Below are 23,505 nucleotides of genomic sequence, written 5' to 3' on the forward strand. Positions count from 1 at the left end.
CAAGGACTTACGCCGACTGGCAGATTCAAATTGCGAAGCGCTTGAATCAGTTGCTGAAGTCGAAACCGCCAACCGGAATGCGAAAAGCCCGCCCTCGCCCATGCGACGGCGGGCTTCATTTGGCTTATCTTCAGCCGCTTACTTGCAGGCGGCGCAGAAACGCTGAATGCGGCGGCAAGCTTCCTCAAGCAGCTCTTCCGAGGTCGCGTAGGAGATGCGGAAGTTCGGGCCGAGGCCGAAGGCCGAGCCGTGCACGACGGCAACGCCTTCCGACTCCAGCAGTTCGGAGACGAAATCCTCATCCGTCTCGATGACCTTGCCGGTCGGAGCCGTCTTGCCGATGAGACCCGCGCAGGACGGATAGACGTAGAAAGCGCCTTCCGGAACCGGGCAGGAAATGCCCTTCGCCTGGTTCAGCATCGATACAACGAGATCGCGGCGGCCTTCGAAGATCTTCTTGTTGCGCGGAATGAAATCCTGCGTGCCGTTCAGCGCCTCGACGGCAGCCCATTGGGCGATCGAGGTCGCACCCGAAGTCTGCTGGCCCTGGATCATGTCCATGGCCTTGATCAGCTGCAGCGGGCCGGCAGCGTAACCGATACGCCAGCCGGTCATCGCATAGGCTTTCGACACGCCGTTCATCGTCAGCGTGCGATCATAGAGGCTCGGCTCGACCTCGACCGGCGTGGCGAATTTGAAATCGCCATAGGTCAGGTGCTCGTACATGTCGTCGGTCAGGATCCAGACATGCGGATGCTTGACCAGCACGTCCGTCAGCGCCTTCAGTTCGGCATGCGAATAGGCAGCGCCCGATGGGTTGGACGGCGAATTGAACATGAACCACTTCGTCTTCGGCGTGATCGCCTTTTCGAGATCGGCCGGCTGAAGCTTGAAGTTGTTGGCCTGGGTCGTTGCGACGAAAACCGGCGTGCCGCCGCACAGCGCCACCATTTCCGGGTAGGACACCCAGTAAGGCGTTGGGATGATGACTTCATCGCCTGGGTTCAGCGTCGCCATGAAGGCGTTGAACAGGATCTGCTTGCCGCCCGTGCCGACAATGGTCTGCTCGGGAGCATAGTCCAGATTGTTCTCGCGCTTGAACTTGGCGGCGATCGCCTTGCGCAGTTCCGGGATGCCGGAGACCGGCGTGTACTTCGTCTCGCCGCGGTTGATCGCGTCGATAGCGGCCTTCTTGATATTATCGGGCGTATCGAAATCCGGCTCACCGGCGCCGAGGCCGATCACGTCGCGTCCTTTTGCTTTCAGCTCGCGCGCTTTCTGGGAAACGGCGATGGTGGCAGAAGGCTTTACACGGGAAAGAGCGTCGGCAAGAAAGGCCATGGTGATCGGTCCTATTCGGTTGAAAATGGCAGAAAGCCTGTGGACCAGATTTCTGCGCTAAGCTCTATGTCGAATATGGGCCGACGTTTCAAGCACAAAGGCGTCACAGTGGCTTTATTTCATGGCTTTCCGCGCCATGCGCGTTAGCTTCTCTGTCCGGCTGGAAGCCTGGCCAAGAGACCACGCGCCGCTTTCGCCCAGGTCGGATCGCACGCGGCTGGGGACCCGTAACCCCTCGCAACTTGAATCATCACGCGAAGCGCCGGAATCAGATTCTGAAGATGGCGGAAATTTCCAATAGAGATCAGACACTTCATGAATATCCGACTCTCATGAAGCAAGCCGGATGCCCCTTGCGCGGGAAAGGCCCCCACCCTCAGACGGGTTCGAAAGATCCGAAAAGCTTCCTTCCGCCGGAAGCGAAAACACAAAGACGTTATCGGCTCGGCAACCAGCCTTGAATGGCAACCGAACGGTCCCACCTTGCAAAAGCGAGCCTATTGGGGAGGTCGAATAGATGCGTGGGGTCAAAAAGGGATCGGACGGAAACGGATTTACGATCGTCTCGATGGCATGCGCCCTGCTCACGGCAACATCGGTGCTTGCCGAACCGGTGCAGACGTTCAAGACGCAAAAGGTGGAGGTCAAGGTCGAGACGGTTGCGACGGGGCTTGATCACCCTTGGGCGGTCGAAGTGCTGCCGGATGGCGCCTACCTCGTGACCGAGCGGCCCGGCCGCTTGCGCCTTATCCGCGACGGCAAGGTCTCGGCCCCCATTTCCGGCATGCCCGAAGTCTATGCGCATGGCCAGGGCGGTCTGCTCGATATAGCCCTTGATCCGCAATTCGCCAGCAATCGCACCCTCTATTTCACGGCCTCGGTGGCGAGTGACGGCGGAAGCGGCACGGCCGTCTTTCGCGCCCGACTCTCCGCGGACGAGAAGCAACTGACGGATGTGAAGCGCATATTCCTGATGAATAAGCTCTCGCGCGGCAATATCCAGTACGGTTCGCGGATCGCGATTGCCCGCGATGGCAGCCTCTTCGTCAGCCTCGGCGACCGTGGCCAGCAGGACCGCGCCCAGGACTTTCATGACGACGCCGGCTCCATCATCCATATCGGCGCGGATGGCAGCATTCCCGCCGACAATCCGTTCAGGGGCGGCAAACGCGCTCTGCCCGAAATCTGGTCGAAGGGCCACCGCAATCCGCAGGGCATCACCTTCGACAGCACCACGAACAGGCTCTATACAGCCGAACACGGCGCCAAGGGAGGTGACGAAATCAATACGCCCGAAGCCGGCAAGAATTACGGCTGGCCGGTTATCTCCTATGGCGTTAATTACAACGGCACCAAGATCGGCATCGGCACGGCAAAGGCCGGCATGGAGCAGCCCCGCTTCTATTGGGATCCTTCGATCGCGCCCGGCGCTATTGCCGTTTATCGCGGCAAGATGTTTCCCGAATGGAATGGCGATTTTCTCGTCACGGCCCTGAAGTTCGAACTGCTCTCACGGCTGAGCCAGGACGGCAAAGGCAAGATCACCGAGCGGGAACGCATGTTTGAGGGAAAATTCGGCCGCATGCGCGACATAATGGTCGCGCCCGATGGTGCGCTGCTGATAACGACCGATGAAAGCGACGGCGCGCTCCTGAGAATTTCGAGGGCTGGAAGCTAGCGCGAAGCATTCCGCTTCTGGCGCCTTTCAGCCTTGCCGCCGGCAAAAGCAGCTGCTAACGGTCGCCTCACTCTTTCTCCCTCCCGCAGGATGCACATGTCTCGCATACAGGCGAATTTGTTGTTATTGCTTGCCGCCGCGATCTGGGGCGGCGGTTTCGTCGCGCAATCGACAGCCATGAAGGCGATCGGGCCCTTCTGGTTCATCGGCCTCAGATTCGCAGTCGCCACCATGGTCGTCCTGCCCTTCGTGTGGATGGAAAACAGGAAGGCCCCCAAGCCGCTGACGCCACGCAACTGGCTCGCCTTTCTGCTGATCGGCGTCGCTCTCTTCGGCGGAGCGGCAACGCAGCAGCTCGGCCTCCTGACGACGACCGTCACCAACTCCAGCTTCATCACCGGCCTTTACGTGGTCTTCGTGCCGCTGATCGCCGTCATCTTCCTGCGCCGCTCGCCGCATTGGGTCATCTGGCCGGCGGCGCTAATGGCGCTCTGCGGCATCTATCTGCTCTCCGGCGGCTCGTTCTCGCACCTGTCATCAGGCGATTTCCTGACCGTCGTCTGCGCCCTCTTCTGGGCGGCGCAAATCACGCTTGCCGGCTCTGCCGTGAACGAAACCGGCCGGCCGCTCGGCATTTCCGCCACGCAATTCGCCGTCACGGCGGTTCTCGCACTCGCGGTTGCCGCCGCCATCGAGCCAATCAGTATCGCCGATATCCGTGCCGCACTCGGCGAAATCCTTTATGTCGGCATCTTTTCTTCCGGCCTGGCTTTCGCCTTGCAGATCATCGGCCAGCGTTACACGACCGCGCCGCAAGCGGCGATCTTCCTGTCTTCAGAAGCATTGTTCGGCGCTTCGCTCGGCGCCTTGCTGCTCGGTGAGACCATCCGTCCGCTCGGCTATGCCGGCTGCGCCTTGATGTTTGCAGCGATGCTCGCCGTGGAGTTGGTGCCGGAATTGACGCGCCGGCGCAGCCCGGCAGTATGAAAAACACCGGAAATGCGCGCTTTTAACCGCATCACGCTATGGCTTGGCAAAATTTTTTGAACGATCGAAAATGACCGTTCGCGCCAGCGATTTGGGAAAATTTCACCGAAACTATATCGCCCGCGATGCAAAACCCTTGGAAACTTATTTCAAAGTGGGAAAATTTGCGAATCGCCTTAACATATTCGCGTTACTGTATTGTGCCGGTTGGTGCCACGTTAAAAAACTTTTGCTTGCCAATTTTCCTTAAACACAGCACTCTTCATAGTGTTCGGGCATTTTTAGAGCATGGGAAGTCCTAATAGAATTGCGCGCCGGAAACGCTAATATTCCGGTCAGCTTGGTCGAGAAGCGGGGTGGCAAACATCGCATCACGTCCATGCCGGGTTACGGGGACCTTTTCCTTCAAATTTCGAGAACTGCCTGCAAACGCCCGCAAGGGCAACTGAAGTAATGCTGCCCGTGTGGATGGTGGGCAGAGAGAAAAGGACCTGAGGCATGGCCGAGACTGGCACTGTAAAGTTTTTCAATACCGATAAGGGCTTCGGTTTCATCAAACCGGACAAGGGTGGCGCAGACATCTTTGTACACATTTCTGCAGTTCAGGCTTCTGGTCTGGCAGGATTGTCGGAAAACCAGAAGGTAAGCTTCGACACGGAACCGGATCGCCGCGGCAAGGGACCGAAGGCTGTCAATCTGCAGATTGCTAGCTGAGACACCTTACGGCTATCAAATTCGAGTTGAGGCCCGGCAGCAATGCCGGGTTTTGTCATTCAGTCTGCATTCAGTTTGCCACGTATAATTTGCCTCCCATGAAAGGGCGGGACTGATTTTATCCCGCCTCCGTTAGAGGATAGGCCAATGACTATACTTGGCAAAACGCTCGTCATCTCCGCCGTCGCCGCGGCATTGACCGTCACTTCCATGGGCACTGCTTCCGCCGGTGAATACTGGCGCCATCACAACCGTGATGGTTGGGCGCTCGGCGCTGCGGGGCTTGCAACCGGCCTGATCGTCGGCTCCGCCATTGCCAGCCAGCCGCGCTATGCCGAGCCGGGACCGGCCTATGTCGATCCGGACTATGACGCGCCTCCCCCGGCCTATTATTATCGCCCCGCGCCGCGCCGTGTCTATGTCGAACGCGACGTCAGCTATTATGCGCCGGCGCCGTCATATGGCCTGCGTCCCTGGTCGCCGGCATGGATGCGTTATTGCTACGACCGCTACAGAAGCTTCGACAGCCGTTCCGGCACCTATGTCGGCTATGACGGCATGCGTCATTTCTGCACGGCCGATTGATTTCGACAAATAACCCGAATGAGAATACAGGAACCGGGACGCCGCTTTCGAGCGGCGCCTGATTGATGCGGAATAGGTTCCGTCGAAGCTTTCGTCTTCCGCCTGGATTTGCGACAATGTGCCGATAGTGCCGCCTCTCGGCCGTTGAAAGCTCCACGCCTTCTCCCAGAAACAACATTCCGATAAGAACGCCGGTACTATCGCATCCCGAGCTGCCGACCAGACACTCTGTTATAATGTCCTGCCGTGGCTGGCATTCTATGGACGTTGCCATCATTTTAGCGGTGCGAGGAAGTTTCCCAGAGATTTAGCATGGGCATCAGGAACTATCTGATCGAAGGTGTTTCAGGAACCGGCAAGACCTCTGTCGCTGCCGAGCTGCAGCGGCGCGGCCATCATGTCATCCACGGCGATCGGGAGTTGGCGTATCAGGGCGATCCGGAAACGGGTGAACCGCTGGATTCCTCTGTCCCTCACGAGCGCATTGCGGATGCGGCCTTCGGGCACGGACATCATCTTTGGGATGTCGGCAAGGTCAAATCCCTCGTCGCCGATCGAAGCCACCCGATCTCCTTCTTCTGCGGCGGCTCCAGGAATTTCGATCGCTTCATCGGTCTGTTCGATAAGGTCTTCGTTCTCAATGTCGATCTGGAGACGCTGAACCGCCGCCTTGCCAGCAGGCCGGAGGATGAGTTTGGCGGCAAGCCTGCCGAGCGAGAAATCATCGTGCGGCTGCATGCGACGCAGGAGGATGTTCCGAAAAACGCGGTGAGCATTGACGCCACCGCGCCGCTCGCCAGCGTTGTCGACGATATTCTTTCCAGGTGCCGCGAGAATGCGGGGCAAAAGGCCCGCTGGTAACCTTCTACTATAGCCCGCGCAGGAACGGATTGGTGCGGCGCTCGTCGCCGATCTTGCTTCCCGGCCCGTGACCGCAGATGAAGCCGACCTCATCGCCCAGCGGGAAAACCTTGTCGCGGATCGATTCCAAAAGCTGCCGGTGATTGCCGCCGGGCAGATCGGTTCTGCCGATCGAACCGTTGAACAGCACGTCGCCGAGATGGGCGAAACCCTGCTTCCGGTTGAAATAGATGACGTGACCCGGCGCATGGCCGGGGCAGTGGAAAACCTCGAACTCATGCTCGCCGAAGGAGACCTTGTCGCCCTCCTTCAGGAAGCGGTCCGGCGTGACGTTGCGCACGCCGCTGATATTGAACATCTTGCCCTTGGCTTCGATATCTTCGAGCAGGAAGCGATCGTCCTCGTGCGGGCCGATCACCTCGATGCCGAGCGCTTCGCGCACCTCGTCGGCACCGCCGGCATGATCGATATGACCATGCGTCAGCCAGACGGCCTTCAAGGCGATGCCGTTCTCGCGCACCGTCTGCAGGATGATATCGACATCGCCGCCCGGATCGACCACCACGCCCTCCTTCGTCTCCGGATCGAACAGGATGGTGCAATTCTGTTCGAAAGGGGTCACCGGAATGATGCCGGCCTGGAGCATGCCCATGGAGCGCCTCGTCTGTTTGATCGTCTTATCGCCGGTATAGCGGCAAACTCCCGGTAAAACAGCCCCTACCGGCTGCAAAGTGGCGCGGGTAGCGAAGGCCGTCCTCGGGAAAATTCGCGAATGGCAAGTCATTTCATATGGTTGTTCTGATCTTCGCCCGATGGCCGGATTGCTCTCGCCCAGCCAACCGGAACACCGAAGCATTCGAAGCGTTGAAGAGAAGTCTTTCAAGACAGAAGGAGAAAACCAATGTCCTTGAAAAGAAATCTCCTGCTGGCCGGCTTCGTTTTTCTCGGCAGTGCGGGCTTAGCCCAAGCCGAGATGGCCGCAACCACCGCCACGGATATCGAAGTTCGTTCCGGGCCTGGCGCGGAATTTCCGACCGTCGGCGTTGCCACGCGAGGATCCGAAGCCACCCTGGATGGCTGTGTCGAGGGCAGCCGCTGGTGCCGGGTCGATGTCAACGGCATGCGAGGCTGGGTCTATGCGCAATATCTGAGCGTGGAACAGAATGGCGCCTCGGTCGTCGTGCAGGACCATCGGGATGATCTCGGCGTTCCCACCATCACCTATGAACAGACAGATGCAGTCCAGACCGGCAGCGTCCGGCGTGTTCAGCCAAGTCCGAACGATCAGTTGCTGGGCCCCGTCGACGAGAATGGCACCGATGTGGTCGCCGTCACCCCGCCCGAGGAAGTTCGGACCTATATCGATGACAACCCGGTCAATACGGTCCGGTTGAATGGTGATCTGGTCGTGGGCGCCGCGGTTCCACAAAGCGTGGAGGTGCACCGCATTCCAGATTATCAATACAGCTATGTAGAAGTGAACCATCAGCCCGTGCTGGTCGATCCTGGCACACGCAGGATCGTCTACGTCTACCGCTGATTCGCGCGCCGACACATCATAAAGATGAGGAAATTGGCATGCGGCTGGATAGCCGCACGCCCCAACTGTAGATTTCCCTGGAAATTATTGCAGATTTCTCCCGTTTGAGTTGTCCTTCTATTTCCAGCAATCCGTACATCATGTAATCCTAATATCAGTAGGGATTATCGCCGCCCTGGCATCGATCTGGGTTGAGCGAGAGGGCATCCGGAAGCGTCTCCGGAATTATGGGAGAGGGCAGTCATGGAAAGTCTAGGGCCTATCATTACGCAATTGATTGCCGGTGCGATCGGCGGCAACGCCGCAAGCGCCGCTTTGAAGCAGGACGGGATCAATCTCATCGCGAGAACGATCGCCGGAGCGGTCGGCGGCCTTGGGGGCGGTCTGATCCTGAACCTGATCGGCAGTGAGGCTCTTACGGGCCTCATCGCGCAGGGCATATCCTCGTTGATCGCCGGCGGCGTACTCTCCGCGATCGTGGGTGCCGTTCTCGGCCACAAGTCGTAAATAACCGGATCGCACAAGCGGGCTTGGCAACAACCCGGCTTGTGCGAATCCATGCGCAGTTTGCCTGGCGACAGGCGCACCTCGGTGGTGCGGGCCTCTAGCAAGGTGACGCGGAAAACATGCTGCCGCCGCGATGTTTGCCGCCTGCAATGACCGGATATGCGTGCGCTTCCATCCGAGCGCCCTCCAGGCTTCTATTTTGCCCCGGGGACGATCTACCTCCCCCAACCATCCGAGCGCTATGTCTCTGCCCCGGTGGCTGCGGGCGAAAATACAGGATATGTTGGAGTTTTTCTGGGACAGCGCTTAATTTCCTAATGAAGGAGCGCCATTCGATCAGCATGGCATTGTGCGAAGCCGGACGGCAACGTAAAAATGCGTCAACAGGCCTGACGTAATTTTGCGTAAGTTTCCCGAATGCTCCATGATAGGAAAGGAAATGCCACGGTGCCACGACAGATGAGCCAGAATGCGGCAAAGACGGAGCTGCTGGCCACGCCGCTGCAAAACGCGGGAAGCATCGATTTCGAGATCATCGAACTGCTTTTCTTCGCCTACCGCGATTTCGTTTCCGATCCGGACCAAATTCTGCTCAAGAGCGGCTTCGGCCGAGCTCATCATCGCGTCGTCCATTTCGTCAACCGCGAACCCGGCATGACCGTTGCGGACCTTCTGGAAACATTGCAGATCACAAAACAGAGTTTGGCGCGGGTTCTCAAACAATTGATCGATTCGGGGTATATTCGCCAGGTCGCAGGTCCGGAGGACCGGCGGCAGCGCAAGCTGTATCCGACACAAGCCGGCAGAGACTTGGCGCTGGCTTTGGCCGAGCCGCAATCGCGCCGCATTGAAAGGGCATTCGAAGGCGCGTCGGAAGCGACGCGCGAAAGCGTGAAGCGTTTCCTAAGGGGAATGCAGACCGCGAAATGACCGCACTCCAATCTGCGGGGCCGGAATGGAATGCGTCAACGAAACCGACGGGTAGGGACAGGATCGAGATTGATCGAATGACGACAAAAGCAGCAATTTCGGACGACGCAGCACATCTTCTGGTGGTGGATGACGACACACGTATCCGCGCCCTTCTCAACCGTTACCTGATGGAAAAGGGCTTCCGCGTCACGGCCGCCGCCGATGGCGCCGAAGCGCGCCGCAAGCTGGAAGGGCTCGATTTCGATCTCATCATCATGGATGTGATGATGCCCGGCGAATCCGGCATTGCGCTGACCTCGAGCCTGCGGGCCATCAAGAACATTCCGATCATCATGCTGACGGCCCTGGCAGAGGCCGATTCCCGCATAGCGGGCCTCGAAGCCGGCGCGGACGATTATCTGCCGAAGCCCTTCGATCCGCGCGAACTGGTGCTGCGCGTCAACAATATCCTGCGCCGCAATGCACCCGCCGATTCCCCGAAGATCGAACTCGTGATGTTCGGACCTTATACGTTTTCGCTGACGCGCAAGGAGCTCAAGAAGGCCGCGGAGCTCATTCGCCTCACCGATCGCGAGCAGGAAATCATGCTGCTCTTTGCCAAGCGCGCCGGCGAGACGATCCCGCGCCATGAACTGATCGGCAACGACGCCGAAGTGGGCGAGCGGACGATCGACGTGCAGATCAATCGGCTGCGCCGCAAGATTGAAGATGACCCCGCCAACCCTATCTGGCTGCAGACGGTGCGTGGTATCGGCTATCGTCTGAGCATAGATTGAGATCGGCCCGCGGGACCAGATTATGGTGACATTCGATTCCATCAGACGCGACCAGGATCACACGCCGTCCAACGGATTGCGGTGGCTTTCGCGCTGGATGCGTCGCTATATTCTGCCGACCGGTCTTTATGCCCGCTCGCTGCTGATCTTCATCCTGCCGATGATCATCCTGCAGGCGGTCGTCACCGTCGTCTTCATGGAGCGCCACTGGCAGATGGTGACGCAGCGCCTGTCCATGGCGACCACGCGCGATATCGCCGCCATCATCAGCATCATCCAGACCTACCCGCAGGATGACGACTATTCCGCCATCACGCAGATGGCGCGGCAGAAGCTCGATCTCGCCATTTCGATCGAACCGGGTGGCGAACTGCCGCCGCCCGCCGAAAAGCCGTTCTTCTCGATCCTGGATGGTATTCTGAGCGACGAGATCCGCGATCAAATCAACCTGCCCTTCTGGATCGATACGGTCGGCAATTCCAGCCTAGTCGAGATCCGCATCAAATTGCCCGACAAGGTGCTGCGCGTCTTCGCCAAGCGCAGCCAGACCTATGCGTCGAATACCCATATCTTCATCCTCTGGATGGTCGGCACCTCGCTGGTGCTGATCGGCATCGCCGTCCTGTTTCTGCGAGGCCAGATCCGCCCGATCCTGGCGCTGGCTCAGGCGGCCGAAAGCTTCGGCAAGGGACAGCGGCTGGAAAACTACTCTCCCCGCGGCGCCGACGAAATACGCCGGGCGGGCCTTGCCTTCATCCTGATGCGCGAACGCATCGAACGGCAGATCGAGCAGCGTACCGCCATGCTCTCCGGCGTGAGCCACGATCTGCGCACCGTTCTTACCCGCTTCAAGCTGCAGCTCGCCCTCGTCGGCGACAATCCGGATCTTGCCGGCCTCAGTGAAGATGTGGAGGACATGCAAAGCATGCTCGAGGGCTACATGGCCTTCGCACGCGGCGAGGCGGAAGAAGATGTCGGGCAGTTCAAGCTCACCGATATCCTTGAGAAGATCCAGCAGGACTTCGCCCTCCACGGCAAATCCATGAGCTTCTCCATCGAAGGCGACGATCAGATCTCCGTCCGGCCGAATGCGTTTACCCGCCTGGTAACGAACCTTGCCACCAACGCCCGCCGCTACGCCAACAGCCTTCGCATCGAAGCAAGGCACAGCGCCAAATGGCTGACGATCATCTTCGATGATGATGGCCCCGGCATCCCGGTCGCAGCGCGAGACGACGTCTTCAAACCGTTCTTCCGGCTGGATTCGGCCCGCAATCTCGATAAGTCGGGCACCGGCCTCGGCCTTGCCATTGCGCGCGACATCGCCCGCAGCCATGGCGGCAATGTCACGCTCGGCGACAGCCCGCTCGGGGGCTTGCGCGCCACCATCCGCATTCCTGCCTGAGGGAGAGAGCATATGCCGATCGATATCGATGGCATGCACTGGTTGAACACGCCGCCGATGTGGGAAGTGAACCAAGGCCGCCTGTTCGTCCAATCCGGCGGCAAGACCGATTTCTGGCAGGAAACCTATTACGGCTTCCACCGCGACGACGGCCACTTTCTTGGAATGCCCCGCCGCGGCGATTTCACCGCCGAAGCCACCTTCGTCGGGCATTATCGCGAGCTTTATGATCAGGCTGGCCTGATGGTCCGCCACGATGCAAGGCACTGGATGAAATGCGGGATCGAATATACCGACGGCGCCAGGCATTTCAGCGTCGTCGCCACCAATGGCAATTCGGATTGGTCCGCCTTCCGCCTCGATCACGAATTCGATGCCATATCGGCGCGGGTCACCCGCAACGGCGACGCCCTCTTCATCCAGTACCGCACCGACCGGATGAGCGAGTGGCATATGGCAAGACTCGCCTGGTTCGATCCGACGCTGGAGGAAGTGTTGGTCGGCCCAGCCTTCTGCTCGCCACAACGCGAAGGCTTCGAAGCGGAGTTCCTCGATTTCAGCCTGACCGACCCGGTATCACGGGATATTCACTGACGCCTTCCCCTCTCCGATTGCGAAAGGGACAAGGCTCACATCATCTTCTTGCCGTTCGGCACCGGCTGGGTCACCGCGGCAAGAACGATCGCGCCGCCTTCATCTTCGAAGCCGAGGGTCAGTACCTCGGAGCGCACCGGACCGATCTGACGCGGCGGAAAATTGACGACGGCCAGCACCTGCCGGCCGATAAGGGTTTCCGGCGTGTAATGCACGGTGATCTGCGCGGAGGAGCGCTTGATGCCGATCTCCGGCCCGAAATCGATCCTGAGCTTGTAAGCGGGCTTGCGCGCTTCCGGAAAAGCCTCCGCCTCGATGATGGTACCGACGCGGATGTCCACCCGCTCGAAATCGCCGTAAGTGATCTCTTCCGTCATGTCCCGCCTTTAAATTCAGCCGGCCAGTTCCTGCGCCCGTTTGCGCGCCGCCTCAAGGGCCGCGTCGAACAGAGGCTGCATGCCATCCTCCGCCATCAGGACGCTCAGCGCCGCAGCGGTCGTGCCGCCGGGAGAAGTCACATTCTGGCGCAGGCGCGAAGCGTCGTCGGGAGACTGGTGCAGCAATTCACCAGCCCCCGCGACGGTTTCCCGTGCGAGCCGCATGGCGAGGTCCGCCTGCAGGCCGAGCTTTCGGCCCGCCTCCGCCATGCATTCCACGAGATAGAAAACATAGGCCGGGCCGCTGCCGGACACGGCGGTTACCGAGTCGATATCGGCTTCGCCAGGCACCCATTCCACCGGACCCGATACCTTCAGCAGACTTTGCACCAGGTGCCGCTGACGGTCGTTGACCCCAGCATTGGCAAAGGCACCCGTGATCCCACGTCCGATCATGGCAGGCGTATTCGGCATGGCGCGCACCATCGCAGCATCGCCGAAATGCTTTTCAAGCAGCGAGAGCGTCTTGCCGGCAGCGATGGAGACGATGACGGTCCCCTCGCCGATCACGGATTTGAAGGGCGGCAGAACCGCATCCATGATTTGCGGTTTGACGGCGATGAAGAGAACGCCCGCCGTCACGCCTTTCGGAACTTCGGTGACATGACTTGCGCCGGCGTCCGCGATCATTTTGCGCATCGCGTCGGCCGGGTTCGGATCGACGACGATGACGGATGATCCCGGCACGCCGTTTTTCAGCCACCCCGTCAGCAATGCTCCACCCATGTTACCGGCGCCGATCAGGACGATCGGACCGGACGATGCAAATGCATTGGCGGATTGTTCGCCTGTCATGTCACGCTTCGCCCACCGTTTCAAAAAGTACGGCTTCCATGGCGCGGTTTGCATCGAGCCCCGACCATACAACGAATTGGAAAGCCTGATAGTAAGCTTCGCAGGTGTCAAGCGCGTTGGAAAGCAGCACTTCCACCTGACGGTTCGTGGGCTCTGCCCCGCCCGACAAGAGAAGCGATTGGCGGAAGATGACGATGTCTTCCTGGCGCCACAAATCGAAATGCCCCATCAGCACCTGCCCGTTGATGCAGGACAAGAGCTTGATCACCTCGTTCACGCGCGGATCCGGAACCTTGACATCGAAGGCGCAGGCTATGTGCAGCGCCTCGAACTCCTCCATCCAGGAGAAGGAGACGTGATAGTCGGTCCATCGACCCTCGACGGTCATGGCGAGTTCATCCTCGCCGGACCGTTCGAACGACCAGTCATTGTTGGCAGCGACGAATTCGATCATGTCGACCGGATTCGATTGTCGTTCGGCTTCCATTTCCATAAGGCTCATGCAGCACCTTCTTGACCGGATCGGTTGCAGTTTCCCGTGGCTCGACACTGAAAGAACGCAAACAATTTTACTCCGGAAACATCCTCGGGATGATGTTGAACGGCTGCCAGACTAACGCTTCCACCATGCCCGGGGCTTACCAAGTCCGTTTCGAATCATCATTTAAAATCAGTGTATAGCGGCATGCCCGGCATGCCAGCCCCTGAACGGTGATTTTGGAAACGGCACTGTGGAAAGCTCTTCGGACGCCTATTCAGAAGGGAGTCATAACCGACTCTGGCGATTGGCTTTTTTGCGTATGTCCACAGGTGGAAAAACAGACGGAAATTTTCGGAGGAAAAAGGCACGGCATACGGGTGCCGCGCCGATCTGCAAACGGAAGACCGGGCTATTTACCCGCGGAAGCAAGCTTGGCTTCGAGCGCTTCGATTCTTGCAAGCAACGCCTCGTTTTCGTCGCGCGCCTTGATCGCCATTTCGCGAACGGCTTCGAATTCCTCGCGCTTGACGATATCCATGCTGTTCAGCCAGCGCTCGGCCTGGGCGTTGAAGGCGGTCTCGATTTCGCGGCGCACGCCTTGGGCAGCACCGGCGGCATCGGTCATCAGCTTGGCGAATTCATCCAAGATTCGGTTCGGTCCAGTGCTCATGGCTATCTCCTTGCGGCCGTCGGCCCCTCTACGGTCAGTCGATATGGGCCAGATAGTGCTGAGGTAGGATTTCCAACGGTCTGATGCAAGCAAATTGAGATAGGACTGGACAAGCAGGCCTGATATCTCGGGCGGATCAACAATCGACTTGACCGTTTCGATAGCGAACGCCATGTTCCGCGCACATTTCGCTATATAGCATGATCCCCGTTCCAAAATGGCACGGTGCTTTCGGGAACATGCTGAAACGGGCCTGACGATCTTGCTGACATCCGCCAATCTCGCCGCCATCCTGCCGTTCCCGGACATCAACCCCATCGCCGTCTCCCTCGGCCCGATCTCAGTCCATTGGTACGGGCTTGCCTATGTCGCCGGCATCCTGCTCGGCTGGTTCTATGCGAGGCGGCTGGTGGACAACGGCAAGCTCTGGCTGAACGATACCGCACCGATGACGCGCCAGCATCTGGATGACTTTATTCTCTGGGTCGCTTTCGGCATCGTTCTCGGCGGCCGTATCGGCTATATCCTCTTCTACGATCTCGATCCGGTGCTAGCCAATCCGATCCGCGCCATTGAGGTCTGGAACGGCGGCATGTCCTTCCACGGCGGATTAATTGGCACCACTATCGCCATGATCCTGTTCGCAAGGCGCAACCAAATCCCGACCTGGAGCCTGTTCGATATCGTTGCCGCCGTCGCGCCGATCGGCCTATTCTTCGGCCGCATCGCCAATTTCATCAACGGGGAGCTTTGGGGCCGGGCCAGCGACGTTCCGTGGGCGATGGTCTTCTGCAGTCCGCATGTGACCGCCGCCCACAACGGCATCTGCCCCGCCGGTCCCGATCCGCGCCACCCGAGCCAGCTCTACGAAGCCGGCATCGAAGGCATTCTTCTCTTCTTTCTGCTCTTCATGCTGACCCGCTGGGAGCTGGCATTGAAAAAGCCGGGGACAGTCAGCGGTATTTTTGTCATCGGCTATGCCTTCTCGCGCATTTTTGTCGAATTCTTCCGTCAGCCTGACGAGCAGCTCGGCTATCTGCTCGGCACGAACTGGCTGACGATGGGCATGGTGCTGTCGCTTCCGATGGTCGCCATCGGCCTATGGGCCGTCATCCGCGCACGGCAGGCAGCGGCAAGGCAGATCGCTTAGGGTGGGGTTCAATATCGCGTGGTCCCTGGAACGCTCCCAGCCTTTCAGGATCACGCACTAGCGAAAGCAAAGAATGACGACGGCGCTCGGGGAAAAAATCAAAGCCATCATCCGCACCAGTGGACCGTTGAGCATCACGGATTATTTTTCGCTGTGCCTCGCCGATCCGGTGCATGGTTATTACAAGACGCGTGAACCCTTCGGCCAATCCGGCGACTTCGTCACAGCGCCCGAGATCAGCCAGCTGTTCGGCGAAATGATCGGCGTCTTCATGGTGCATGCCTGGCAGCGGCATGGAACGCCGGCCGAGGTGCGCCTCGTCGAAATCGGCCCTGGCCGCGGCACGATGATGTCGGACATGCTGCGCGTTATCGGGAAGCTGGCGCCGCCGCTCCATGATGTCATGACGGTGCATCTCGTCGAGACCAGCGAACGTTTGCAGGGCTTTCAGCGGCAGACCCTGGAAGCGCATGGCGCCAAAATCTCGTGGCACACGGATTTCGGCGACGTGCCTGACGGTTTCACCCTGCTCGCCGCCAACGAGCTTTTCGATGCCATTCCGATCCGCCAGTTCGTGCGCACCGCCAATGGTTTCCGCGAGCGCATGGTCGGCCTCGACGTCAGCGACGAGCTGACCTTCACGACAGGTGTTGCGACGCTCGACCCCTCGCTTCTTCCCGAGGGTGGCTTTCCGCCGATCGGCACGATCTTCGAGATCGCCCCCGCCCGGCAGGCCGTCATGACGACAATCTGCGACAGGCTTGCCGCCCATGGCGGCACGGCGCTTGCCATCGACTACGGCCATATGGCGACAAGTTTCGGCGATACGTTGCAGGCCGTGCGCATGCACGAATACGATCCGCCGCTGGAACACCCCGGCGAAGCCGATCTGACCAGCCATGTCGATTTCCAGCATCTGGCACAGACGGCGCTCGCTTCCGGCCTGCATATAAACGGCTGCTGTCATCAGGGCGATTTTCTTGTCGGTCTCGGCCTGCTGGAGCGCGCCGCCACCCTCGGCCGCGACCAGGACGCGGCAACGCAGGAGAATATCCGCGTCGCCGTGGAGCGGCTTGCCGGCGCCGGCGAAGGCAAGATGGGCGAGCTTTTCAAGGTGCTGGCAGTCTCCAGCCCTGCGATCGACCTTCTGCCCTTTCGTCCCGTCAGCTGACGGTTTGACCATCAATCCTGCGGATTGACAGCGCGCGGCGGGCTGGGCCAACATCCCCCAACGATCGAACTGCTTCGCCGCGGCTGCGTTATGTCAAGCACGACCGGCCAATCAAGAGTATCAAGGGACTTCTCGTTGCCGACACCACTTGCAAGCACATTGCTGAGCGCCGCCGAGGCTGCGGGCATTCGCCACGGCTATTTCACCCGCGCCGGCGGCGTGTCCGAGGGCCTCTATCGCGGACTGAACGTCGGGCTCGGTTCGCATGATGATCGCGAGCACGTGCAGGAAAACCGGCGCCGCGTTGCCGGCTGGTTCGGCTTGCCCGTCGAGCAACTCGCCACCGTGCATCAGATCCATTCGCCCGATGTCATGACCATCGACGCACGTTACGACGGCGGCCGGCCGCAGGCCGATGCGATGGTAACGGCAACGCCCGGCATCGCAATCGGCGTCCTCGCCGCCGATTGCGGACCTATCCTGTTTGCCGATCCCGAAAACCGGATCATCGGCGCCGCGCATGCCGGCTGGAAGGGCGCGCTGACTGGCGTGCTTGAAAATACCATCGATGCAATGGTGGCGCTCGGCGCAAGACGCGAGGCCATTATTGCCTGCCTCGGCCCATCGATCAGTCAGGCGAGCTATGAGGTCGGCCCCGAATTCGTCGAGCGTTTTCTTGCTCACGATCCCGGTTATGCCAAATATTTCGCTCCGTCGGAGCGCGAGGGCCACGCCATGTTCGATCTGCCGTCCCTCACGGTCGATCGCCTGCGCAAGGCCGGTGTCACCGCCGAAAGCCTGAACCTCTGCACCTATCCGGACGCAGAGCGTTTCTTCTCCTATCGGCGCACGACGCATGCGAAGGAACCGGACTACGGGCGTCAGATTTCCGCCATCGCTATCGAGGAGGCAAGCTAGTATGGCCCTGCATTTCGAACGCAGCGAATTCGATGCTCGCCTGGCACGGCTGCTGGCGAGAATGCAGGAAGAAAAACTCGATGCCATGCTGCTCTTCGCGCAGGAGAGCATGTATTGGCTCACCGGCTACGATACGTTCGGCTTTTGCTTTTTCCAGACGCTGGTCGTCAAAGCGGATGGATCGTTGACACTGATGACGCGCTCGGCCGATCTGCGCCAGGCGCAGCTGACCTCCGTCATTACCGACATCCGCATATGGGTCGATCGCGTCAACGCCGATCCGACACTCGATCTCAAGCAACTATTGTCCGATCTCGATCTTCTCGGCGCCCGCATCGGGATCGAATATGACACCCATGGCATGACAGGACGCATCGCCCGGCTGCTCGACCAGCAATTGGCGAGCTTCGGCCAGATCGTCGATGCCTCCTATCTCATCAGCCGGCTGCGGCTGACGAAGAGCCCGGCGGAAATCGCCCATGTCGAACGCGCCGCGGCACTGGCCGACGATGCCCTGGATGCAGCCCTGTCTCTGGTCAAGGCCGGTGTGGATGAGTCAGACATTCTCGAAGCCATGCAGGGAGCCGTCTTTGCCGGCGGCGGCGATTATCCGGCCAACGCGTTCATCATAGGCTCGGGCACGGAAGCCCTGCTCTGCCGCTACAAGTCCGGCCGCCGCAAGCTCGATGCGGACGACCAGCTGACGCTCGAATGGGCCGGTGTCGATGCGCATTATCACGCAGCCATGATGCGCACCGTCGTGATCGGCACCCCTAGCCATCGCCAACGCGAGCTTTACAGCGCCTGTCTGGAAACCCTGCAGGCGATCGAGACAATCCTGATGCCGGGCCACACCTTCGGTCACGTCTTCGACATGCACGCCAAGATCATGGACGAGCGCGGCCTTGCCCGTCACCGGCTGAACGCCTGCGGCTACTCTCTCGGCGCCCGCTTCTCGCCATCATGGATGGAGCACGAGATGTTCCACATGGGCAATCCGCTGGAAATTCAGGAGAACATGTCGCTCTTCGTGCACATGATCGTCATGGATTCCGACAGCGGCACTGCCATGACCCTCGGGCAGACCTATCTCACAACCTCGCAGGCACCGAAGGCTCTTTCCCGCCACCCTCTCGAATTTCTTAACCGTTAGGGGCGTAAGATAGCGATCCTGGACGGTCAGACCGTCCGGAGAAAGGATCGCGTCAATGGGACTGGTCAGGATAACGTTGACTGTCGCCGGCATTTGCCTGGCGCTCTCCGCCTGCAACACCACGGACGCGCTGACGCCCCCCGAAACCATCGGTGACGTCAGCTCCAGCCCGGTGACCCAACGCGATGTCGAGCGCATGGCGTCGGTGCCGCAGCGCCGCCAGGTCTATCAGGACACGCAGGACAGTTACGGGTATCGGCAGCAGACCTCCCAGCAGGCCTACCAGCCGCAAATCTCCGGCGGGAGCGGTACGCTCGACGAGCAGGCGTCGGCGCTGAGGTCGAGCGGCACCAATCCATACGCCTCCCGCCCGCTCGACGGCTCGCGGACCGCCTCCATCGCTCCGGCGGACAATCAATTTTCGGAGGCCGACGAGCAGCGCGAGGCCGACCGGCGCCTGTCGGACGATCCTCAGCCGCAACAGCAACGGCAGACCGCCGACGATCCCCAGCCGGAACAACAGCAGCCGGAGCAACAGCAGGCATCGCTGCCGCCGACGGCTGCGGCCGGTGGTAGCAGCATCCGCTTTCTGCCGATCATCGGCGCTCCCGTGGAAGCCGTCACGCCACTATCGCGCCAGCTGGGTGCCGACGCCCGCTCGCTCGGCCTGACCATCAAGAGCTCAAGTGATTCCAGTGCCGCCTATATTCTCAAGGGCTACCTTTCGGCCTTCGAAGACGGCCCGCAGATTTCCGTGACCTACGTCTGGGACGTGCTTGATAGCAACGGCAACCGCGTCCACCGCATCCAGGGCTCGGAAAGCGCGCCTCTGAAACGTGGCGACCCCTGGTCGGCCGTTCCTCCGACGGTCATGCAGAAAATCGCCACCAAAACCATGTCGGAATTCAATTCCTGGCGCGAATCCAGCGGTGGATAGCCAAAAGCTTTTCAGAAATATGAAAGCTAACGTGCCTCTCCCTCTTGCATTCGAGAGCAAGGCGGTTAAAAGCGCGGCTATCAGGTTGGTAATAGGCGGGCCACAATGAAGGTTTTCGCAGGCAATTCGAACCGGCATCTTGCCGAAGCGATCTGCAATTATCTCAACGTTCCCTTGGGAAGAGCCAGCGTCCGCCGGTTCGCCGACCAGGAGATTTTCGTAGAGATCCAGGAAAACGTACGCGGCGAGGATGTGTTCCTGGTACAGCCGACGTCGTTTCCGACCAACGATCATCTTATGGAACTGCTGATCATGATCGATGCGATGCGCCGCTCATCGGCGCGGCGTATAACCGCGGTCCTCCCCTACTTCGGCTATGCCCGCCAGGATCGCCGCGCCTCGGGGCGCACGCCGATTTCGGCAAAGCTCGTCGCCAATCTGATCACCGAGGCAGGTGCGGACCGCGTTCTCACGCTCGACTTGCATGCAGGCCAGATCCAAGGCTTCTTCGATATCCCCACGGACAATCTCTACGCACTGCCGATCCTAACACGCGATATCAAGGCGAACTACGATATCGGCAATGTCATGGTCGTCTCTCCGGACGTCGGCGGCGTCGTGCGCGCCCGCGCGCTTGCCAAGCGCCTCGACTGTCTACTGGCGATCGTGGACAAACGCCGCGACCGCCCGGGTGAGTCCGAAGTCATGAACGTCATCGGTGACGTCGCCGGCAAGGATTGCCTCCTGATCGACGATATCGTCGATTCCGGCGGTACCCTCTGCAACGCGGCCGATGCTCTGCTCGCACGAGGCGCGGCAAGCGTCACTGCCTATATCACCCACGGCGTTCTTTCCGGCGGCGCCGTAACCCGCGTCGCAAATTCGCAGCTAAAGGAACTGGTGATTACCGATTCCATCCAGCCGACGACGGCCGTGCTATCGGCCCCGAATATTCGCGTCATCACGACGGCTGGCCTCATCGGCGAAGCGATCAACCGCACCAGCCAGGAAGAATCGGTTTCGAGCCTCTTCGACTGAGGCTCGCAGTCGCCTCAGCTCGCCTTCGCGGGTACGGGATGGGCCTGCCTCCATACGAGCAGGCCAATGCCCAGCAGCCCCGAGATGAAGACCGCCGCCCCCGATCCCATGATCGAAGGCCCGATGCCGAACCGCGCAAACAGCGTTGGCGACATCAGATAAGCCAGAAGCAGGCCGGTGAAGATCGCACACATCAATAGACGATAGACCTGCGCAAGACGATGCGGTTCGCTGCGCGTCTGCATCAGATGCAGCATGGCAAGGTTCTCGAACGGGCCGTTGATGGCCGCGAAGCAGGCAACGATCATCAGCCACATACGATCATGCATCAGCGGCAACAGGAAAACTCCCGCCCCGAAGATGAGCTTCGCCGCGATGATCCAGACCACGGGCCGGCGCGGCTTGACGCTGCCCAGGATCAGATTGGTCGTCAGATTGCCGACACCGTAAGCCGTCATCATCAGGCTGTAGTCGGTCAGCGGGTCGGCGCTGGTTTCGCGCAGGTGCAGGATCATGCCGAGCAGGATCCCCATCGCCCAGGCGACGTTTCCCATCAGGTTGGTGAAGAGGCCATAGAGGATAGCCGCATGGCCCCGCGCCGCGCGCCATCCGCCAAGAACACCGTCCACCACAGCCGCCATTCCGGAAAAATCCCGACGCCGGGAAGCCATCGGGAGTTTCGCCACCGCCAGCCAAACGGCAAGCGCCGAGAATATGAAGGTAGCTGCAGTGACGGTGAAAAACTGAGTTTTCGGCAGGAACCCGTTCACCAGCGCGATCAGGCTCGGGCCGAGAATGCGCGCCATGCGGCGGGTGGCATCGAACAAGCCATTGGTCGCATGCCGGACTTCGGCATCGACCGCAATCGTCGGCAGGGTCGCCTGCAGCGAGGGGTCGAACGTCGCCGTCAGCAATGCGATGCTTCCGGCAAGCACGACCAGCAGCGGCAGGCTCATCAAATGCAGTATTCCAGCCAGCGATAGTATCAGCAATAAAGCCGCACGCAGCAGATCGGCCGCAATCATCGTCGTGCTATGCCGCCAGCGATCCGTAACGATGCCGCCGAACAGGCTGCCGAGCAGCAGTGCGCCGGACTGCAATGCGGAAACATATCCCGCATCACTGCCGATGAAATCAGCCGCGATCCAGACGACTGCGACCATGTAGAATTCGGAGCCTGTAGCCGCCAGCACCTGGCCGGTCCATAAAAGAGAGATCGAGCGCTGGCTCAGCGGCTTCAGGACAAACATGATCGCATTCTGATTTCAGAGTAATTTACTTCATGACCTGACCGTTGACCGACACGTGGCCATCGTCGGAAAGATCGATATCCCAGCGCGAGCGCCCATCTGCATCCGTCTTGGCAAAGCCCTTGGCCATCATCAGGCCGAAGGAGAGCTGAGACAGATCCTCCTTGGTCTTTGCTGCCTCCTGAATGGCAGCGATGGTCTTGTCGAGATCGCGGGCAAGAACCGTCATCTTCATGGCGACGCGGTCCTTCTCGTTCAGCCAGCCGCGCAAGCTGCCGGACGCCTCGACATCATAGAGACCCGACACGGCGCTGATCTTCGGGAAGTTGACCGTCATCGTCCCATCGGGGAACATGGCCTTCTGCAGCTTCTCGTCCATGGCTGTGTCGCTGTCCGGCTTCTTCAAATCGGCTTGCTGGAACACATCCACCAGAGCGGAGAAATTCAGGTTCGGCACCTGCACCTGTATATCGGCCGTATCCGGAATGAAGGCGATATAGTCTTCGGGAATCAGGCCCGTTTCCAGGGCAAGCTTTTCGGCATTCAGCCCGAAATCGGCATTCATGGCATTGGCTGGCCCGGCTACCTTGAAGAAATAGCCCATCTTCTGCAGGCCGCCATTGCCGAATGGCGTCGTGACAGCGATATCCTTGATGGCGACGGATTCTTCAAAGGAGCCGACGATCGGCATGGCATCCATCAGCAAGGCCTTGATCGCCTTGCTATCGGCATCGGAAAGCGTCTTCTCATCCTTGTGTTCGGAGACGAATTGCAGCAGGGAATTCAGTGCCTTCAGGGGTAGCTTCGTCGCCCCCATGCTGAAGTCGATCGCCGCGATCTTGACTTCCCCGAGCGTCGCATCGTCGGCCGAGATCTTGTCGTAGAGCGATTGCAGGCTGCCGTTCATCTTGAGATCGAGCCTGCCCGGCTCGCCGCTGTCCGCGGACGACACATTATAGGCGATGCTGTCGGCTGTGGCGTCGTTCTTCTGGACGCTCTTATCTTCGTCGATGGTCTTTGTCGCGACGGTGATGCCGTTGCCCTTCATATCCATGGAACGCAGATAATGAAGCGCCGGATCGAACACACCCTGGAAGGTCGACGACGCCAGGGCATAACGGACTTCAGTGTCGGGGCCGTTGCCAGGCTTCGACTTCGCGGTGATATCGAAAGCATTGTTGCCTTCGATGTTCCAGAGGCCGCTATCAAGCGGTGTCGCCAGCATCATCAGCGGCTTGAGGCCGCTGATGTCGAAACCGCTCAAATTCAGCTTATCGAGCAGCTTCTGCAAATCATAGGTGACTTCGTAGTGCGCGCTGACCGGCTTGACCGCGATCGCCCCGCTCTTCGCGATATCGTCGGGCAGGAAATAGGTCAGATTGCCGTAAAGATCCTTGGCCCCCTGCTCGCTGACATCGGCCGCCTGCACAATGCCGGCCACGCCGGCAGCGAGAACAGCCGCCATGGCAACCGCTTTGAAACGCATAATTCACCCCCAAATACGATAAAAAGAAATGTGGAAATCTGGAAAAGGCCGACCGGCCTTGCATGGAACTTATCTTCGCCCTGATACATGGGCTTACC

25 protein-coding genes are annotated in these 23,505 nt (G+C 59.8%); 17 read left to right on the forward strand and 8 right to left on the reverse strand.

Annotated features, from left to right (window positions below):
• Nucleotides 1-138 precede the first annotated feature (138 nt).
• On the reverse strand, nucleotides 139-1,341 hold the full coding sequence (locus C7U61_RS12605) for a pyridoxal phosphate-dependent aminotransferase (RefSeq protein ID WP_106998403.1): 1,203 nt from the start codon (nucleotides 1,339-1,341) through the stop codon (nucleotides 139-141).
• Between the two features lie 568 nt (nucleotides 1,342-1,909).
• Here C7U61_RS12605 and C7U61_RS12610 point away from each other — a divergent pair.
• From C7U61_RS12610 to C7U61_RS12630, 5 genes are all read left to right on the forward strand, one after another.
• Entirely contained in the window at nucleotides 1,910-3,019 is a 1,110-nt protein-coding gene (locus C7U61_RS12610) for a PQQ-dependent sugar dehydrogenase (RefSeq protein ID WP_106999082.1), read from the forward strand.
• A 96-nt stretch (nucleotides 3,020-3,115) separates the two neighbouring features.
• Nucleotides 3,116-4,006, forward strand: coding sequence for a DMT family transporter (locus C7U61_RS12615; RefSeq protein WP_106998404.1), 891 nt, complete (start codon nucleotides 3,116-3,118; stop codon nucleotides 4,004-4,006).
• A gap of 498 nt (nucleotides 4,007-4,504) precedes the next feature.
• Nucleotides 4,505-4,720 carry a cold-shock protein gene (locus C7U61_RS12620; protein ID WP_106998405.1) on the forward strand — a complete coding sequence of 72 codons (216 nt, stop codon included), beginning with the start codon at nucleotides 4,505-4,507 and terminating at the stop codon, nucleotides 4,718-4,720.
• 147 nt (nucleotides 4,721-4,867) lie between these two features.
• Nucleotides 4,868-5,305, forward strand: coding sequence for a BA14K family protein (locus C7U61_RS12625; RefSeq protein ID WP_106998406.1), 438 nt, complete (start codon nucleotides 4,868-4,870; stop codon nucleotides 5,303-5,305).
• A 312-nt stretch (nucleotides 5,306-5,617) separates the two neighbouring features.
• Nucleotides 5,618-6,166, forward strand: coding sequence for a nucleoside kinase (locus C7U61_RS12630; protein WP_106998407.1), 549 nt, complete (start codon nucleotides 5,618-5,620; stop codon nucleotides 6,164-6,166).
• A 7-nt stretch (nucleotides 6,167-6,173) separates the two neighbouring features.
• Here C7U61_RS12630 and C7U61_RS12635 read toward each other — a convergent pair whose 3' ends face one another.
• Nucleotides 6,174-6,818, reverse strand: a complete 645-nt coding sequence (locus C7U61_RS12635; protein ID WP_106998408.1) for an MBL fold metallo-hydrolase — start codon at nucleotides 6,816-6,818, stop codon at nucleotides 6,174-6,176.
• 249 nt (nucleotides 6,819-7,067) lie between these two features.
• On the opposite strand from C7U61_RS12635, the gene C7U61_RS12640 reads away from it, so the two are divergent.
• The 6 genes from C7U61_RS12640 (at nucleotide 7,068) to C7U61_RS12665 (ending at nucleotide 11,921) form a co-directional block, all read left to right on the forward strand.
• Nucleotides 7,068-7,706 (forward strand): DUF1236 domain-containing protein, encoded by a 639-nt coding sequence (locus tag C7U61_RS12640; RefSeq protein ID WP_106998409.1) that lies wholly within the window; start codon nucleotides 7,068-7,070, stop codon nucleotides 7,704-7,706.
• A 243-nt stretch (nucleotides 7,707-7,949) separates the two neighbouring features.
• Nucleotides 7,950-8,213, forward strand: a complete 264-nt coding sequence (locus C7U61_RS12645; protein WP_106998410.1) for a hypothetical protein — start codon at nucleotides 7,950-7,952, stop codon at nucleotides 8,211-8,213.
• Between the two features lie 459 nt (nucleotides 8,214-8,672).
• The gene (locus C7U61_RS12650; RefSeq protein ID WP_181315843.1) at nucleotides 8,673-9,143 is read left to right on the forward strand and encodes a MarR family transcriptional regulator; all 471 of its coding nucleotides are present in this window, start codon (nucleotides 8,673-8,675) and stop codon (nucleotides 9,141-9,143) included.
• 77 nt (nucleotides 9,144-9,220) lie between these two features.
• On the forward strand, nucleotides 9,221-9,922 hold the full coding sequence (locus C7U61_RS12655; protein WP_106998412.1) for a response regulator: 702 nt from the start codon (nucleotides 9,221-9,223) through the stop codon (nucleotides 9,920-9,922).
• Between the two features lie 22 nt (nucleotides 9,923-9,944).
• Entirely contained in the window at nucleotides 9,945-11,327 is a 1,383-nt protein-coding gene (locus C7U61_RS12660; protein ID WP_106998413.1) for an ATP-binding protein, read from the forward strand.
• A 12-nt stretch (nucleotides 11,328-11,339) separates the two neighbouring features.
• Nucleotides 11,340-11,921: a DUF1349 domain-containing protein gene (locus tag C7U61_RS12665; protein WP_106998414.1), complete on the forward strand. Its 582-nt coding sequence runs from the start codon at nucleotides 11,340-11,342 to the stop codon at nucleotides 11,919-11,921.
• A gap of 35 nt (nucleotides 11,922-11,956) precedes the next feature.
• Here the strand turns inward: C7U61_RS12665 and C7U61_RS12670 are convergent, their stop codons facing one another.
• The 4 genes from C7U61_RS12670 to C7U61_RS12685 form a co-directional block, all read right to left on the reverse strand.
• On the reverse strand, nucleotides 11,957-12,298 hold the full coding sequence (locus C7U61_RS12670) for a tRNA-binding protein (RefSeq protein ID WP_106998415.1): 342 nt from the start codon (nucleotides 12,296-12,298) through the stop codon (nucleotides 11,957-11,959).
• A gap of 15 nt (nucleotides 12,299-12,313) precedes the next feature.
• Entirely contained in the window at nucleotides 12,314-13,153 is an 840-nt protein-coding gene (gene proC / locus C7U61_RS12675) for a pyrroline-5-carboxylate reductase (RefSeq protein WP_106998416.1), read from the reverse strand.
• A gap of 1 nt (nucleotide 13,154) precedes the next feature.
• Nucleotides 13,155-13,655, reverse strand: a complete 501-nt coding sequence (locus C7U61_RS12680; RefSeq protein WP_041677603.1) for a YbjN domain-containing protein — start codon at nucleotides 13,653-13,655, stop codon at nucleotides 13,155-13,157.
• Nucleotides 13,656-14,043: 388 nt separating this feature from the next.
• Entirely contained in the window at nucleotides 14,044-14,304 is a 261-nt protein-coding gene (locus tag C7U61_RS12685) for an accessory factor UbiK family protein (RefSeq protein WP_106999083.1), read from the reverse strand.
• Nucleotides 14,305-14,566: 262 nt separating this feature from the next.
• Between C7U61_RS12685 and lgt the strand changes: the two genes are divergently transcribed.
• The 6 genes from lgt (at nucleotide 14,567) to C7U61_RS12715 (ending at nucleotide 20,671) form a co-directional block, all read left to right on the forward strand.
• Complete coding sequence (gene lgt, locus C7U61_RS12690) at nucleotides 14,567-15,454, forward strand: prolipoprotein diacylglyceryl transferase (protein WP_162703259.1); 888 nt, start codon at nucleotides 14,567-14,569, stop codon at nucleotides 15,452-15,454.
• 73 nt (nucleotides 15,455-15,527) lie between these two features.
• Nucleotides 15,528-16,625, forward strand: coding sequence for a class I SAM-dependent methyltransferase (locus C7U61_RS12695; RefSeq protein ID WP_106998417.1), 1,098 nt, complete (start codon nucleotides 15,528-15,530; stop codon nucleotides 16,623-16,625).
• A gap of 135 nt (nucleotides 16,626-16,760) precedes the next feature.
• A complete protein-coding gene (gene pgeF / locus C7U61_RS12700; protein WP_106998418.1) occupies nucleotides 16,761-17,543 on the forward strand; it encodes a peptidoglycan editing factor PgeF in 783 nt (260 codons plus the stop codon).
• 1 nt (nucleotide 17,544) lies between these two features.
• Complete coding sequence (locus C7U61_RS12705) at nucleotides 17,545-18,696, forward strand: Xaa-Pro peptidase family protein (RefSeq protein WP_106998419.1); 1,152 nt, start codon at nucleotides 17,545-17,547, stop codon at nucleotides 18,694-18,696.
• Nucleotides 18,697-18,751: 55 nt separating this feature from the next.
• A complete protein-coding gene (locus C7U61_RS12710) occupies nucleotides 18,752-19,633 on the forward strand; it encodes a hypothetical protein (protein ID WP_106998420.1) in 882 nt (293 codons plus the stop codon).
• Nucleotides 19,634-19,738: 105 nt separating this feature from the next.
• Entirely contained in the window at nucleotides 19,739-20,671 is a 933-nt protein-coding gene (locus tag C7U61_RS12715; protein ID WP_106998421.1) for a ribose-phosphate pyrophosphokinase, read from the forward strand.
• A gap of 14 nt (nucleotides 20,672-20,685) precedes the next feature.
• On the opposite strand, the gene C7U61_RS12720 is transcribed toward C7U61_RS12715, so the two are convergent.
• Both C7U61_RS12720 and C7U61_RS12725 read right to left on the reverse strand, forming a co-directional pair.
• Nucleotides 20,686-21,921 (reverse strand): MFS transporter, encoded by a 1,236-nt coding sequence (locus C7U61_RS12720; protein ID WP_106998422.1) that lies wholly within the window; start codon nucleotides 21,919-21,921, stop codon nucleotides 20,686-20,688.
• Nucleotides 21,922-21,946: 25 nt separating this feature from the next.
• A complete protein-coding gene (locus C7U61_RS12725; RefSeq protein ID WP_106998423.1) occupies nucleotides 21,947-23,407 on the reverse strand; it encodes a hypothetical protein in 1,461 nt (486 codons plus the stop codon).
• Nucleotides 23,408-23,505: the final 98 nt, after the last annotated feature.

It is taken from the genome of Rhizobium sp. JAB6 (assembly GCF_003024605.1).
Lineage (GTDB): Bacteria > Pseudomonadota > Alphaproteobacteria > Rhizobiales > Rhizobiaceae > Rhizobium.